12 protein-coding genes are annotated in these 14084 nt (G+C 59.6%); 4 read left to right on the top strand and 8 right to left on the bottom strand.

The features are described 5' to 3' along the window. Positions 1–126: 126 nt before the first annotated feature. On the bottom strand, positions 127–879 hold the full coding sequence (locus AC3IUE_RS22645) for an anti-sigma factor family protein (protein ID WP_489263811.1): 753 nt from the start codon (positions 877–879) through the stop codon (positions 127–129). Then, complete coding sequence (locus tag AC3IUE_RS22640) at positions 876–1382, bottom strand: RNA polymerase sigma factor (protein ID WP_489263810.1); 507 nt, start codon at positions 1380–1382, stop codon at positions 876–878. The genes AC3IUE_RS22645 and AC3IUE_RS22640 overlap by 4 nt, the downstream gene beginning before the upstream one ends. 160 nt (positions 1383–1542) lie before the next feature. On the opposite strand from AC3IUE_RS22640, the gene AC3IUE_RS22635 reads away from it, so the two are divergent. After that, on the top strand, positions 1543–2631 hold the full coding sequence (locus tag AC3IUE_RS22635) for a catalase family peroxidase (RefSeq protein WP_489263809.1): 1089 nt from the start codon (positions 1543–1545) through the stop codon (positions 2629–2631). Continuing rightward, on the top strand, positions 2628–3173 hold the full coding sequence (locus AC3IUE_RS22630; RefSeq protein ID WP_056740290.1) for a cytochrome b: 546 nt from the start codon (positions 2628–2630) through the stop codon (positions 3171–3173). The genes AC3IUE_RS22635 and AC3IUE_RS22630 overlap by 4 nt, the downstream gene beginning before the upstream one ends. Before the next feature lie 178 nt (positions 3174–3351). On the opposite strand, the gene AC3IUE_RS22625 is transcribed toward AC3IUE_RS22630, so the two are convergent. Together AC3IUE_RS22625 and AC3IUE_RS22620 are read right to left on the bottom strand one after the other, a co-directional pair. Next, entirely contained in the window at positions 3352–4503 is a 1152-nt protein-coding gene (locus tag AC3IUE_RS22625) for a M14 family metallopeptidase (protein ID WP_489263808.1), read from the bottom strand. 484 nt (positions 4504–4987) lie between these two features. Next, on the bottom strand, positions 4988–5329 hold the full coding sequence (locus tag AC3IUE_RS22620) for a DUF6124 family protein (RefSeq protein WP_489263807.1): 342 nt from the start codon (positions 5327–5329) through the stop codon (positions 4988–4990). A gap of 129 nt (positions 5330–5458) precedes the next feature. Here AC3IUE_RS22620 and AC3IUE_RS22615 point away from each other — a divergent pair, with 129 nt between their 5' ends. Continuing rightward, positions 5459–6109, top strand: a complete 651-nt coding sequence (locus AC3IUE_RS22615; RefSeq protein ID WP_489263805.1) for a LexA family protein — start codon at positions 5459–5461, stop codon at positions 6107–6109. A gap of 39 nt (positions 6110–6148) precedes the next feature. Here the strand turns inward: AC3IUE_RS22615 and AC3IUE_RS22610 are convergent, their stop codons facing one another. Genes AC3IUE_RS22610 through AC3IUE_RS22595 form a run of 4 tightly spaced genes read right to left on the bottom strand, consistent with a single transcriptional unit; the run spans position 6149 to position 11716 of the window. Beyond that, complete coding sequence (locus tag AC3IUE_RS22610) at positions 6149–8104, bottom strand: acetyl/propionyl/methylcrotonyl-CoA carboxylase subunit alpha (RefSeq protein ID WP_489263803.1); 1956 nt, start codon at positions 8102–8104, stop codon at positions 6149–6151. Beyond that, positions 8104–8919 (bottom strand): gamma-carboxygeranoyl-CoA hydratase, encoded by an 816-nt coding sequence (locus tag AC3IUE_RS22605; protein ID WP_056740299.1) that lies wholly within the window; start codon positions 8917–8919, stop codon positions 8104–8106. The genes AC3IUE_RS22610 and AC3IUE_RS22605 overlap by 1 nt, the downstream gene beginning before the upstream one ends. Positions 8920–8932: 13 nt before the next feature. Next, positions 8933–10540, bottom strand: a complete 1608-nt coding sequence (locus tag AC3IUE_RS22600; RefSeq protein ID WP_415757170.1) for a carboxyl transferase domain-containing protein — start codon at positions 10538–10540, stop codon at positions 8933–8935. 12 nt (positions 10541–10552) lie between these two features. Then, positions 10553–11716: an isovaleryl-CoA dehydrogenase gene (locus tag AC3IUE_RS22595; RefSeq protein WP_046047545.1), complete on the bottom strand. Its 1164-nt coding sequence runs from the start codon at positions 11714–11716 to the stop codon at positions 10553–10555. A gap of 204 nt (positions 11717–11920) precedes the next feature. Here AC3IUE_RS22595 and AC3IUE_RS22590 point away from each other — a divergent pair, with 204 nt between their 5' ends. After that, complete coding sequence (locus tag AC3IUE_RS22590; RefSeq protein ID WP_489263801.1) at positions 11921–13618, top strand: AMP-binding protein; 1698 nt, start codon at positions 11921–11923, stop codon at positions 13616–13618. Positions 13619–14084 lie beyond the last annotated feature (466 nt).

The following is a 14084-nucleotide window of genomic DNA, read 5'->3' as shown; positions in this document are numbered from 1 at the left end:
AACCGCCACAACTCCCCCTGTGGGAGCGGGCTTGCTCGCGAATGCGGTTCAACATTCAATATTTATGTCGACTGTCACACCGCTTTCGCGAGCAAGCCCGCTCCCACAGGGGGATTGGTGGTGTGTTCAGAACTGCGCGGTTTGCTTGAGCATCTGCGCCGCCGGCGTATCGCTCGGGCTGACCATCGCGTAGTTGTACCCGCCCCCCGACCAGTACTCGGCCTGCAACTCGCCATCGTTGCGACTGCCCCTCGGTAACAGGTAGTTTTTCGGTCCCGGTGGGCGGACGTAGAAGCTGACTTTATGGCCGCTTTGATCCTCGTAGACCACCATCGCCGCCGGCCCTTGCTCGGTGCTCAGCAAGCGCCCGCTGACCGGTTTGAAACCGGCGCCCGAGAGGTCAGGCAAGCGATTGGCCTGAGTGAAATAGCGGTCGAGCCAACCCTGCATGTCACCGTCATCGCTGACTTTGTAATCGGCCGGCAAGATGCCTTGCTGGGCAATCAGGCGATAGGCCTGCAGGGCATCGGTCATCGGCAGTTGGGCACTGACGAGCGTCATCTCCCGGGCTTGCCAACCGCTGAACCCGCCGACGCTGACCGCGATCAGCAACACGGCAGCGCTGGCCAGGTGACGGCGAGATTGTCGTTTGAGGCGTTGGCGAATCAGCGCCGGGTCGAGGTCCGGATTGGCCGGTTGCTGCAGGGCACCGCTCAATGCCGCGCGCAATTGCTGGGCGTCCTGCTGCCAGGCACGCACTTGTGCAGCCACTTCCGAGTTGCTGGCCAGAAAAGTGTCCACCAGACGTCGGTCGGTATCGCTGAGTTGCTGGTCGACATAGGCGTGCAGGTCACGCTCGCTTGGGGGCAGGCTGATCATTTGAGTCTCCGCAGAGAAGGGCGGGTGATTTCGCCGTCGCTCAACTGGCGCAAGGCTTGGCGGGCACGGGACAGGCGGGACATTACGGTGCCGGTGGGGACGTCGAGAATCTCGGCGACCTCTTTGTAACTCAAGCCTTCGACCGAGACCCAGAGCAGCAGGGCACGTTGTTCAGTGCTGAGTTGATCGAAGGCTTTCAGGGTCGATTGGGCGATCACGGTGCGTTCCACCGACGGCTGTGAATCGTCACGCCCGGTAAAGAATTCGAGCATCCGCGCATAACGCCGGGAGCGCCGGTGAGCATCGAGAAACTGTCGATACAGAATCGAAAACAACCAGGCGCGCAAGTCGCCCTCGGGGCGTTTGTCAACCCAACTCGACAGCGCGCGCTCAAGGCAAGACTGCACCAGGTCGTCGGCGCTGCTGGGATTGCGCGTCAACGACACGGCAAACCGGCGCAATCTGGGAATGATTTCTCGCAGTTGTTCGTCGATATCGTTCATGAAGTTCTGGCTAGTCACTACGCTTGAGTGTCTAGGAAGACGCCCGGCGTTCGAGGTTATTCCACGCCTGAAAAAATAAATACCGGGCGAGGGAATAAACCAGCGCGGGGTTCGTCTGCTTGATCCTTCTCACTTGTGGCCGATGGCCCTGGAGTCTTTCATGGTAGATCGCTCATCACCGCCAACCCGGCCACCTTTAAGTGCCGCGAGCCTGACATTACGTCTGGCCGGTATTGCTGTGGTGGTTGCCGCCCTGGCTGGGGCTTTTGCCTACGTCAACGGCACCTTCGACCCACAGCGCCTGACGCCGAAAAAACTGATCAATGTGCTGGAAACCAACAACGGCGTGCACCCGGGCTTCCGGCGTAACCACTCCAAAGGCGTGTGCGTGATCGGGCATTTCGAGAGCAGTGGCGAGGCGCGCAGCTATTCCAGCGCTCAGGTGTTCAATGTAGCGCGGACCCCGGTGGTCGGGCGTTTCGCATTGCCGGCCGGTAATCCTTATGCGCCAGACAACAGCGTGCCGATCCGCAGCCTGGCACTGCGCTTCACCCAGGCCAACGGCCAGCAATGGCGCACCGGGATGAACAGCATGCCGGTGTTCCCGGTGGGCACGCCCGAAGCGTTCTACCAATTGCAGCAGGCCCAGTCGCCGGATCCGGCCACCGGCAAGCCGAACCCGGCTGCCGTGCCAGCGTTCTTCGGTTCGCATCCGGAAGCTGCACCGTTCCTGGCCTGGATCAAAACCGCCAAGCCGTCGGCCAGCTACGTGACGGAAACCTACAACAGCGTCAATGCGTTTTACCTGGTGAACGCTGCGGGACAGCGGCAGGCGGTGCGCTGGAGCATGGTGCCCGTCGCTCAGGATGCAGCGGGTGCTACGGCGCCTGAGGGAGGTGAATTCCTGGAGAAAGACCTGGTACAGCGCATTTCCGCAGGGCCGCTGCGTTGGCAGTTGAACATCACACTGGCCAACCCTGGCGATCCGGTCAACGACGCCAGCAAGGCCTGGCCCGACGGTCGCAAAGTGTTGAACGCCGGCACGTTGGTGCTCGAAAGCACCCAGCCACAACTCAATGGCGAATGCCGGGACATCAACTACGACCCGCTGGTACTGCCCGCTGGTATCGAAGGTTCCGACGACCCTTTGCTCGCCGCTCGTTCAGCGGGGTACGCCACTTCCTACCTGCGTCGTACCAGCGAAGTCAGCCAGTTGCCCGCTGCTAATAAACAGGAGTCTCGTCAATGAGCGCTCAACCGAACCATTTCGCGCCGTTAGCGCGATTGCTGCACTGGCTGATGGCGCTGATGATCATTGCCATGCTGTTTATCGGCGCGGGCATGGCCGCTTCGGTGTCCGAGCGTCATGAGTGGCTGATTCATCTGCACAAACCCTTGGGCGTCGCGATTCTGCTGCTGGTGATCGTGCGCCTGGCCGTGCGATTTTCCACTCAACAGCCACCGCTGCCAGCGGATCTGCCGGGTTGGCAAGCGCTGGCGGCCAAGGCTTCGCATGTGTTGCTGTACGCCTTGATGCTGATTCTGCCGCTGCTGGGTTGGGCGATGATTTCGGCGGCGGGGGATCCGGTGATGCTCAGCAGTTCGTTACAGTTGCCATCGATCGTACCGGCGAATGCGCAGGTGTTTGCGTTCCTGCGCAAGGCTCACGGGTATCTGGCGTATTTGTTGTTCTTGACGGTGCTGCTGCATTTGGCGGCGGCGTTGTTTCACGGTTGGGTGCGCCGCGATGACGTGCTGGACAGCATGTTGCGGGGCAAGGATCGCGGCTGATCCCCTGTAGCAGCTGGCGAAGCCTGCGTTCGGTTCGGGCCGCGTTCGGACGAAGCAGACGTCAATCGATTCACCACGGTTTAACTGAATGACCGAGGCGTTTGATTTTGCGACTGCTTCGTCCGAACGCGGCCCGAACCGAACGCAGGCTGCGCCAGCTGCTACATGGATCGGGCCGTCAGCGCAAGGTGTTGACCATATCCGCAACGGTCGTCAGCACATCCTTGCCCAACTGCTTCGAACGCTTGCCGGACCAGCCGGTCAGCGCATTCGGCGCATCGTTGTTGTCCTTGAAGGGCATTTCCAGGGTCAGTGACAGGCAGTCGAATTTCTCGCCGACGCTGTTGCACGCCAGGGTCATGTTGGCTTTGCCCGGTTCGTCGCGGGTGTAGCCGTGCTTGGTCTGGAAGTCCTTGGTCAGGTGCTTCAGATGACTGCGGAAATGCTCTTCGAGTTTTTCGATCCGTGGCGTGTACCCCGGATTGCCTTCGCAACCGGCGGTGAACACGTAGGGGATTTCTTCATCGCCATGGATGTCGAGGAACAGGTCGACGCCGTACTTTTCCATCTGCTGCTGAACGAACAGCACTTCCGGGCTGATTTCCTGGCTGGCGCTCTGCCAGGCGCGATTCAGGTCCTGGCCCATGGCGTTGGTGCGCAGGTGACCGTGAAAAGCGCCGTCCGGGTTCATGTTCGGAACCAAGTACAGATCGGCGCTGGTCAGCAGTTTGTTCAATACCGGATCGTCGTGTTTTTCGAGACGTTCGATCACGCCTTCCATGAACCACTCGGCCATGTGTTCGCCGGGGTGTTGCTGGGCAATGATCCAGACCTTGCGCTGACCTTCGGCGCCCGTGCCTTTACGCAGCAGCTGGATGTCTCGACCTTCGACGCTCTTGCCGGTGGCCAGCATTTCGGTGCCGGCCTTGGTCAGCGCTTGCTCGATCAACCAGTCATGGCGACCGCGGCTGTAGGGTTCGAAGTAAGCAAACCAGGCGTTTGTGGCGGTGGCTTCAAGGCTGAAGCGCAGGCAGTCACCTTCGAAAATGGTCGGCACCCGGAACCAGTTGACGTGGTCGTAGGACGCCACCGCCTGATAACCATCCCAGGCTTTGTTGTAGGAGGACTTGCTGGCATTGTTCAGACGAAACCAGTGTTCCTGACCGACGTGCAGACCGCTGGCCTTGAAGTGGAACCACTGAAAGTGTTGGCTGCGGGTGTCTGGCTTGATGGCCAGCAGGGCTTGCAACGGATTGCTGATGTCCAGCACTTCAATGTTGCCACTGTCGAAGTTGGCACTGATGTCGAAAGAGGATTTAGCCACGGCCATAGTCGATTCCTGAATATGATTTTTATGGCTGCTACTTTACACGCTGGGAAGGGAAAAACCGGGGGAAATTATGGGCTGAAGCGGGGGGCGTCCTCCTTGACGCCGACGCAGCTTAGAGACTGTGCGATTGATTCTCAAGCGCTATTTTTTATTAGTTTGGGCCAATGATGCCGGGCTTCTCTTGCCAACGGATATTCTTTTGATATCATCCGCGCCATTCGAATTTGCAGCACCTAAAGACTTCATTAGCCTGAAGGTAAAGCCAGAATAACTGGCAAAAAAAAGACCCGGCAAAAAGCCGGGTCAAAAACCGTGATTAGCCTGATGAGGAGATAGTCCAGGAGACCGACCTAAGGTCACTTGGACAATCAACTGATCTCGCGACCAGCTGCATGCAATAATAATCATTCTCGTTTGCAAGTCAAATGCTTTTATCTGCGCGATTGGAAAAATCTTTCCTGTCCTCCTCGCAAGCACCCGTGTCTCACCCGTTCTGATCGCCCTCCAGGGATCGATCTACCATCGCCCTGGCCATGTCGATCATGTGCACCGCCGAAAACGCCAGGTCCCGACTTGCGCCCTGTAAATTGCTGGCTGACTCGTACGCGATGGCGGCGGCACAACGTAGCAAATCCGTGGCATGGACCAGCGCCTCTTCGCGGCTGATGTTGCGGTTTACGTCAAAGAAACGTTCTTCGACCACTTCTTCTGAAACAGCTGGTTTCAAGTAATAGTCCAGTGCTCGTTGCGCGGCGGCAGAGCCTTTTGGCGAGGTGAGGGACGTGTCGATTTGCATGTCAGGCAGGTCGTTGCTGGGGATGGACATGGCGATGGCAAGCTCCGTGATAGATTCAGATCCGTGAACCAATCCTAGTACGTACTGTATTTATGACGAGAGATTAAATACTACAATTTGTGTTTTGATGGCCGGAGGCGCCCACGTATCGTGCCGCACATGGATAAATGGATTGAATTGGTCAAGGCCAAGATGAGTGAACTCAAAGTCACTCAAGAAGAACTCGCAGATCGCCTCGGGATGTCCCAGGGCGGCGTCGGCCACTGGCTGAACAAACGCCGCGACCCCGGCGTCGTCAACATGAACCGTGTGTTGAAGGCGCTGGGCATGGACTTTCTCGAAGTGGTGCTGGTGATCCGCGAACCACTCATCCTGGAAGAGGAGGAGATGCCTCTGGCGCTGAAGTACAACCCGTACTTCCGCTACCCGGTCAGTGACTGGAAGGAGCCGGCGCAGCTGCGCGATGGTGAGCTGACGGTGTATCGCAAGGAGGAACGCTTCGAGCTGACCGACTACCACGCCCAGGGCCCGGCCTTCTGGCTGCGTGTGGTCGGCGATGCGATGACCGCGCCCACGGGTATCAGCATCGCCGAGGGCATGATGATCCTGGTGGACCCGGCCATCGTGCCGGAACCCGGAAAACTGGTGATCGCCCAATGGCCCGACAGCGCCGAGGCGACCTTTCGCAAGCTGATCGAAGAGGGCGGGCAGCGTTACCTGATCCCGCTCAATCCGACGTATCCGAAAGCCCTTTACACCGAAGAGTGCCGAATTATCGGCGTGGTGGTTCAGGCGACAGCCAGGTTCTAATCAGATCGGTCCTCGCAAGACGTAGGACCGATCTTCATTTCATGCTTCTTCAAACTCGACCAACGCACTGCCTTCACTGACCATCTCGCCTTCCTGGCAATACAGCGCCTTGATCACTCCGGCGTGTGGCGCACGAATGCTGTGCTCCATCTTCATCGCCTCCAGCACCACCAGTTGCGCCCCGGCTTCTACCGTTTGCCCGGCCTCCACCAGTACCCGCACGATGCTGCCATTCATGGGCGCGGTCAGCCCGCCGTGATGGCTGTGACTGGCTTCGACGGCACTGATCGGGTCGTAGGACTCGATGCGGCGCAATTCACCTTCCCATTGCAGATACAGAACGTCGCCACGGCGGATTGCCCGATGCTGGCGACGCAGGCCGTTGTGCTCGGTCAGCAGTTGCTCGCCCTTGAGTTGAGCGGTGTGGGCATCAGCGTCGCCCAGCGTCAGCGCGCGATCCTGGCCTTCACAACTCAAGTGCAGGGTGATTTCTGTCGGCAGTCCGGCACGGAAACCATTGCTGTTGGCCCAAGGCGAAACCGGGTCATCGGCTCGTGGAGAACTCGGCTGGCTTTGGGTAAATGCCTGGGCGGCGGCTTGCCAGAACTCGTCACTGAGGTCCGAGGCGACTGGCAGCAGTTCTTCCTGATAACGCGGAATGAACCCGGTATCCAGTTCAGCCGCAGCAAACGCCGGATGGCCGACGATCCGGCGCAGGAAGTTGATGTTGGTCTTGAGCCCGCCAATGGCAAACTCATCGAGCATGCTCAGCAGCCGCAGTCGCGCCTGTTCACGATCCTCGCCCCAGGCAATCAGTTTGCCGAGCATCGGGTCGTAGAATGGCGAGATCTCGTCGCCTTCTTCGACACCACTGTCCACCCGCCGTCCCGGACCTTGCGCGGATTCGCGATACAGTTCCAGTCGACCGGTCGCCGGCAGGAAATCATTGCTTGGGTCTTCGGCATACAACCGCACTTCGATGGCATGCCCGATCAGCGGAACCTCGGCTTGAGTCATCGGCAGCGCTTCGCCATGGGCCACACGAATCTGCCAGGCCACCAGATCGAGGCCGGTGATGGCTTCGGTGACCGGGTGTTCGACTTGAAGGCGTGTGTTCATCTCCATGAAGAAGAACTCACCGCGAGAGTCCAGCAGAAACTCCACGGTGCCGGCGCCGACATAGCCGATGGCTTGTGCCGAACGCACGGCGGCTTCGCCCATGGCACGACGCAGTTCCGGGCTCAAGCCTGGAGCGGGTGCTTCTTCAACGACTTTTTGGTGCCGACGCTGAATTGAACAGTCACGTTCGTTGAGGTACAGGCAGTTGCCGTGCTGATCGGCAAAGACCTGGATTTCCACGTGGCGCGGTTTGAGCAGGTACTTCTCCACCAGCATCCGAGAATCGCCGAACGAGGATTTCGCTTCACGCTGGGCCGAGGCCAGGGCTTCGGCCAACTGGCTGACGTCCTCGACCACTTTCATGCCTTTGCCGCCACCGCCCGCGGTGGCCTTGAGCAGCACTGGATAACCGATGCGTTCGCAGGCGTCGCGGAAGGTGTCGAGGTCCTGAGCTTCGCCGTGATAGCCAGGCACCAGCGGCACGCCGGCGGTTTCCATCAAGGCTTTGGCGGCGGATTTGCTGCCCATTGCATCAATGGCTGAGGCGGGCGGGCCGAGGAAAATCAGGCCAGCTTCTTCAATCGCGCGGGCGAACCCGGCGTTCTCGGAAAGAAAGCCATAACCCGGATGAATCGCCTGAGCGCCGCTGGCCTTGGCCGCGGCGATCAGTTTGTCGATTTGCAGGTAGCTGTCGGCGGCTTTGCTGCCACCGAGATCGACGCGGATATCCGCTTCGCGGCTGTGTCGGGCTTCACGGTCAGTGGCGCTGTGCACGGCCACGGTGGTCAGGCCCAGGGCTTTGGCGGTGCGCATCACCCGGCAAGCGATTTCGCCGCGGTTGGCCACCAGCAGGGTGGTGAGAACAGGTGCGCTCATCAACGCGGCTCCTTGGTGGTGGTTTCGGCTTGCCAGCTCGGCGGACGTTTTTGCAGAAAGGCCCGCAGGCCTTCCTGACCTTCGGGGCTGACGCGAATTCGGGCGATGGCATTTTCGGTGTAGCGGCGTAGTGCCGGGGTCAGCGCGCCGTGGCCGACTTCGCGCAGCAAGTCCTTGCTGGAGCGCATGGCGGCCGGGCTGTTGAGCAACAGGTTGTCGATCCACTGCTCGACTTTCTGTTCCAGCTCAGCGATCGGATAACTCTCCGACAACAGGCCGATTTCTCGCGCTCGTTGTCCGCCGAAACGCTCGGCGGTCAGCGCGTAGCGACGTGCTGCGCGTTCGCCGATGGCTTGCACCACGAACGGACTGATCACCGCCGGGGCCAGGCCGATGCGCACTTCCGACAGGCAGAACTGCGCGTCATCGGCGCCGATGGCCATGTCGCAGCAACTGATCAGGCCCAGCGCGCCACCGAATGCAGCGCCTTGCACCACTGCCAGCGTCGGGACCTTCAGCTTGGCGAGGTTGTACATCAACTCCGCCAGTTCCCGGGCGTCGTCGAGGTTGGTGTGGTAATCGAGTTCGGCCGATTGCTGCATCCAGGCCAGGTCCGCGCCGGCACTGAAATGCTTGCCGCGTCCACGCACTAACAGGAAACGCAGACTGGCATCGCTCGACACTTTGTCCAGCGCGAGGATCAGTTCGCGGATCATTTCGGCGTTGAACGCGTTGTTCTTTTCTTCACGGCTGAGCCACAGGGTGGCAAAACCACGCGGGTCGGTCAGCAGTTCGAGGGTGTTGAAGTCGCTCATGATTTTCTCCCGATCACATCCGGAACACGCCGAAGCGGCTCTGTTCGACAGGCGCATTCAGCGACGCCGACAAGGCCAGGGCCAATACATCGCGGGTTTGCGCCGGGTCGATGACACCGTCGTCCCACAACCGGGCGCTGGAGTAGTAGGGATGACCCTGTTCTTCATACTGGTCGAGGATCGGTTGCTTGATCTCGGCTTCCTGCTCGGCGCTGAAACTTTGGCCACTGCGCTCGGCCTGCTCGCGTTTAACCTGTACCAAAACACCCGCGGCCTGCTCGGCGCCCATCACACCGATGCGTGCGTTCGGCCACATCCACAGGAAACGTGGATCGTAAGCCCGGCCGCACATGCCGTAGTTACCGGCACCGAAACTGCCACCGATGATCACGGTGAACTTCGGCACCTTGGCGCACGCCACGGCGGTCACCAGTTTCGCGCCGTGCTTGGCGATGCCGCCGGCCTCGTATTTCTGGCCGACCATGAAACCGGTGATGTTTTGCAGGAACAGCAGTGGAATGCCGCGCTGGCAGGCCAGTTCGATAAAGTGCGCGCCTTTCTGCGCGGCTTCGGCGAACAGAATGCCGTTGTTGGCGAGGATCGCGATCGGGTAACCGTGCAAGTGGGCAAAGCCGCACACCAGGGTCGTCCCGAACAGTGCTTTGAATTCGTCGAACACCGAACCGTCCACCAACCGCGCAATCACTTCACGCACATCGAACGGCTGCTTGGCATCCGCCGAGACCACGCCGTACAACTCGTCGCTGTTGTAGAGCGGGGCGATGGGCGTGCGCTGTTGCACTTCGCCGAGTTTGCGCCAGTTGAGGTTGGCGATGCTGCGCCGTGCAATGGCCAAGGCGTGTTCGTCGCTCTCGGCGTAGTGGTCGGCCACTCCGGAAATCTTGCAGTGCACATCGGCCCCGCCGAGGTCTTCGGCGCTGACCACTTCACCCGTGGCGGCTTTCACCAGTGGCGGGCCGGCGAGGAAAATCGTCGCTTGCTCGCGCACCATGATCGCTTCGTCGGCCATGGCTGGCACGTACGCGCCACCGGCGGTGCAGGAACCCATGACCACCGCGATTTGCGGGATGCCCATGGCGCTCATGTTGGCCTGGTTGAAGAAGATCCGTCCGAAGTGCTCGCGGTCCGGGAACACTTCATCCTGACGTGGCAGGTTGGCGCCGCCAGAGTCCACCAGGTAGATGCACGGCAAACGGTTCTGCTGGGCAATGGTTTGGGCGCGCAGGTGTTTTTTCACGGTCAGCGGGTAATACGAGCCACCTTTTACGGTGGCGTCGTTGGCGACGATCATGCATTCGACGCCTTCCACACGGCCGATCCCGGCGATCACGCCCGCGGCCGGAACGTCCTCGCCATACACCTCGTAGGCCGCCAGTTGGCTGATCTCGAGAAACGGTGAACCCGGATCGAGCAGGCGATTGATCCGTTCACGTGGCAGCAGTTTGCCTCGCGAGGTATGGCGCTCTTGCGCCTTCGGGCCGCCACCTTGCTGCACTTTAGCGAGCAGGGTGTGCAGGGCGTCGACCTGTTTGAGCATCGCCGCGCTGTTGGCCGCGAACTCCGCCGATCGGGGGTTGAGCTGGGTATGCAGGATAGCCATGGACAGCTCCGTTTAGCGGGTTTCGTTGAACAGTTCGCGACCGATTAGCATGCGACGGATCTCACTGGTGCCGGCGCCGATTTCGTACAGCTTGGCGTCACGCAGCAGGCGACCGGCCGGGAATTCGTTGATGTAGCCGTTGCCACCGAGAATCTGGATCGCATCGAGGGCCATTCGGGTCGCGCATTCGGCGCTGTAGAGGATGACTCCAGCAGCGTCCTTGCGGGCGGTTTCGCCACGCTCGCACGCCTGGGCCACCGCATAGAGGTAGGCACGGCTGGCATTGAGTTGGGTGTACATGTCGGCGACCTTGCCCTGGATCAGCTGGAATTCGCCGATGCTTTGGCCGAACTGCTTGCGGTCGTGGATGTACGGCACGATCAGGTCCATGCAGGCTTGCATGATCCCTGTCGGGCCGCCGGACAGGACAACGCGTTCGTAATCGAGGCCGCTCATCAGCACCTTCACGCCGCCGTTGAGCACGCCGAGGATGTTTTCTTCCGGCACTTCCACGTCATCGAAGAACAGCTCGCAGGTGTTGGAACCGCGCATGCCGAGCTTGTCGAATTTGTTGCTGCGGCTGAAGCCTTTGGAATCGCGTTCAACGATGAACGCGGTGATGCCGTGGGGGCCTTTTTCCAGGTCGGTCTTGGCGTAGATCACGTAGGTGTTGGCGTCCGGACCGTTGGTGATCCAGGTTTTGCTGCCGTTCAGGACGTAGTGATCGCCGCGTTTGTCGGCGCGCAGTTTCATCGACACCACGTCAGAACCGGCATTCGGTTCGCTCATGGCCAGGGCGCCGATGTGTTCGCCGCTGATCAGCTTCGGCAGGTATTTGGTTTTCTGTTCGTGATTGCCGTTGCGGTTGATCTGGTTGACGCAGAGGTTGGAGTGCGCGCCGTAGGACAGGGCGACCGAGGCCGAACCGCGGCTGATTTCTTCCATGATCACCACGTGGGCCAGGTAACCCAGGCCAGCGCCGCCGTACTCTTCCGGTACGGTCACGCCCAGCAGGCCCATGTCGCCGAATTTACGCCACAGGTCGGCGGGGAACAGGTTGTCGATGTCGATCTGAGCAGCGCGTGGTGCGATCTCTTTGGCGACGAAGGACTGAACCTGATCGCGCAGCATGTCGATGGTTTCACCGAGGGCAAAGTTCAGGGATGGGTAGCTCATGGGTCACCTTTTGGCTTTTTTGTAGGGTAGGGAGGGCCGTGATGTGGTTCTCACCTTTACGTTAACGTAAGCCTGTGACGAATGGCTGTCAATCACCCTTTACGTTAACGTCAACTTGAGCGAGAGTAGAGCCAGTTCTGAATGATCGGGGCTAGCCATATGCCTCGTTCCAACAACCCACTAATAAAGACAATAGGGGTCGTCATGGATCAACCCAGTGCAAGCCCGCAGCGCAGCTATACCCGCGGTTCCCAGGACAAAGCCTTGCTGGCGATGACCATCGGCCAGGCATTCGATAACACCGTCGCGAAGTATCCGACCGGGGAGGCGCTGGTCGTGCGCCATCAACAGTTGCGCTACACCTGGCAGCAACTGGCCGAAACCGTGGATCTGCATGCCAAAGCGCTGTTGGCGTTGGGTTTGCAGACCGGTGATCGTCTGGGTATCTGGGCACCGAACTGCGCCCAATGGTGTATCAGCCAGTTCGCCAGCGCGAAAATTGGCGTGATTCTGGTCAACATCAACCCCGCCTACCGCAGCTCCGAACTTGAATACGTGTTGAAGCAATCCGGTTGCCAATGGCTGGTCTGCGCTGGCGCCTTCAAGTCCTCCGACTATCACGGAATGCTGCAAAGCCTCGTTCCCGAGCTGGCTGAGCAATCCATCGGAAAGTTGCAGAGCGAACGACTGCCGGAGCTGCGCGGTGTCATCAGCCTTGATCCTCAGCCGCCATCGGGCTTCCTGCCGTGGTCGCAATTGACCGATCTCGCGGGGAGCGTGTCGGCCGAGCAGTTGAACGAACGACAGCACAGCCTGCATTTCGACCAGGCGGTAAATATCCAGTACACCTCCGGCACCACCGGTTTTCCGAAGGGCGCGACCCTCAGTCACTACAACATTCTGAACAACGGTTACATGGTCGGCGAAAGCCTCGGCCTGACCGCGAGTGATCGTCTGGTCATCCCGGTACCGCTGTATCACTGCTTCGGCATGGTCATGGGCAACCTCGGCTGCATGACCCACGGCAGCACCATGATTTACCCCAACGATGCCTTCGATCCGCTGCTGACGTTGACCACTGTCGCTGAGGAAAAGGCCACCGCGCTCTATGGTGTGCCCACCATGTTCATCGCCATGCTCGATCAGCCCAAACGTGCTGAATTTGATCTGTCGAGCCTGCGCACCGGGATCATGGCCGGGGCGACTTGTCCGATCGAAGTGATGCGTCGGGTCATCAGTGAAATGCACATGAGCGAGGTGCAGATTGCCTACGGGATGACGGAAACAAGTCCGGTGTCGTTGCAGACAGGTCCGTCAGACGAACTGGAATTGCGCGTCACCACCGTCGGCCGAACTCAGCCGCAACTGGAAAGCAAAATCATCGACGAGGCGGGCAACCTCGTGCCGCGCGGCACTATCGGTGAGCTGTGCACCCGCGGCTACAGCGTGATGCTCGGTTACTGGAACAACCCGCAAGGCACCGCGGAAGCGATTGACCAGGCCGGCTGGATGCACACCGGTGATCTGGCGAGCATGAACGACGAAGGCTACGTATGCATTGCCGGACGTAACAAGGACATGATCATCCGCGGCGGTGAGAATATTTACCCGCGGGAGTTGGAAGAGTTCTTCTTCACCCACCCGGCTGTCGCCGATGTGCAAGTGATCGGGATTCCGTGCTCGCGTTATGGCGAAGAGATTGTTGCGTGGATCAAGTTCCATCCGGGCCACAGCGCCACCGAGCAAGAGCTGCAAGCGTGGTGCAAGGAGCGCATCGCGCACTTCAAGACACCGCGTTACTTTAAGTTCGTCGATGAGTTTCCGATGACCGTGACCGGGAAGATCCAGAAGTTTCGGATGCGTGAGATCAGTATCGAGGAGTTGCGCGGTAACCAAGACTGACAACAATCCCCTTGTGGGAGCGGGCTTGCTCGCGAAGGCGGTGGATCAGTCGACACATGCAGTGACTGACACGCCGCCTTCGCGAGCAAGCCCGCTCCCACAATTTGATCGAGGAAAACCTGAATGCCAGAAAGCACAAAGGGGAGCCGAAGCTCCCCTTTAATTTTGTCGTTGCGCGTGCTCTTTTTTTATTATTGAGGGGCGGTCTGTTGTTGTTTTTTGAAACCGTGGCCCTTTACCGCTGTTTTTGTCGATCCCCATCCGGGATCAAGAGCAAACGTATTTTTTTGAGCGCTGATCTACTTTTTCGCTAAGCGATCCAACCAGTTCGGGAGCTACCTGAAGGTAGTTTTATTGTTCTCTGCCCGGTTGCGGGTTACTCCGAAAAGCACCCTGAAAAGCACATCCTCTCCAAAAAAATCTGTTAGCTGCGTCTCTGCCGTGTTGTTTTTGTTATGTCAGAGTC

The organism is Pseudomonas sp. GL_093, from assembly GCF_057837605.1.
The sequence above is the reverse complement of the archived record's forward strand: the minus strand, read 5'-3'. Positions and strand labels throughout refer to the sequence as shown.

Coding starts and splice junctions, on each gene's coding strand:
- AC3IUE_RS22600 (WP_415757170.1), bottom strand. CDS start 10,540: ATGGCTATCCTGCATACCCAGCTCAACCCCCGATCGGCGGAGTTCGCG.
- AC3IUE_RS22615 (WP_489263805.1), top strand. CDS start 5,459: ATGGATAAATGGATTGAATTGGTCAAGGCCAAGATGAGTGAACTCAAA.
- AC3IUE_RS22620 (WP_489263807.1), bottom strand. CDS start 5,329: ATGTCCATCCCCAGCAACGACCTGCCTGACATGCAAATCGACACGTCC.
- AC3IUE_RS22610 (WP_489263803.1), bottom strand. CDS start 8,104: ATGAGCGCACCTGTTCTCACCACCCTGCTGGTGGCCAACCGCGGCGAA.
- AC3IUE_RS22645 (WP_489263811.1), bottom strand. CDS start 879: ATGATCAGCCTGCCCCCAAGCGAGCGTGACCTGCACGCCTATGTCGAC.
- AC3IUE_RS22595 (WP_046047545.1), bottom strand. CDS start 11,716: ATGAGCTACCCATCCCTGAACTTTGCCCTCGGTGAAACCATCGACATG.
- AC3IUE_RS22630 (WP_056740290.1), top strand. CDS start 2,628: ATGAGCGCTCAACCGAACCATTTCGCGCCGTTAGCGCGATTGCTGCAC.
- AC3IUE_RS22590 (WP_489263801.1), top strand. CDS start 11,921: ATGGATCAACCCAGTGCAAGCCCGCAGCGCAGCTATACCCGCGGTTCC.
- AC3IUE_RS22635 (WP_489263809.1), top strand. CDS start 1,543: ATGGTAGATCGCTCATCACCGCCAACCCGGCCACCTTTAAGTGCCGCG.
- AC3IUE_RS22625 (WP_489263808.1), bottom strand. CDS start 4,503: ATGGCCGTGGCTAAATCCTCTTTCGACATCAGTGCCAACTTCGACAGT.
- AC3IUE_RS22605 (WP_056740299.1), bottom strand. CDS start 8,919: ATGAGCGACTTCAACACCCTCGAACTGCTGACCGACCCGCGTGGTTTT.
- AC3IUE_RS22640 (WP_489263810.1), bottom strand. CDS start 1,382: ATGAACGATATCGACGAACAACTGCGAGAAATCATTCCCAGATTGCGC.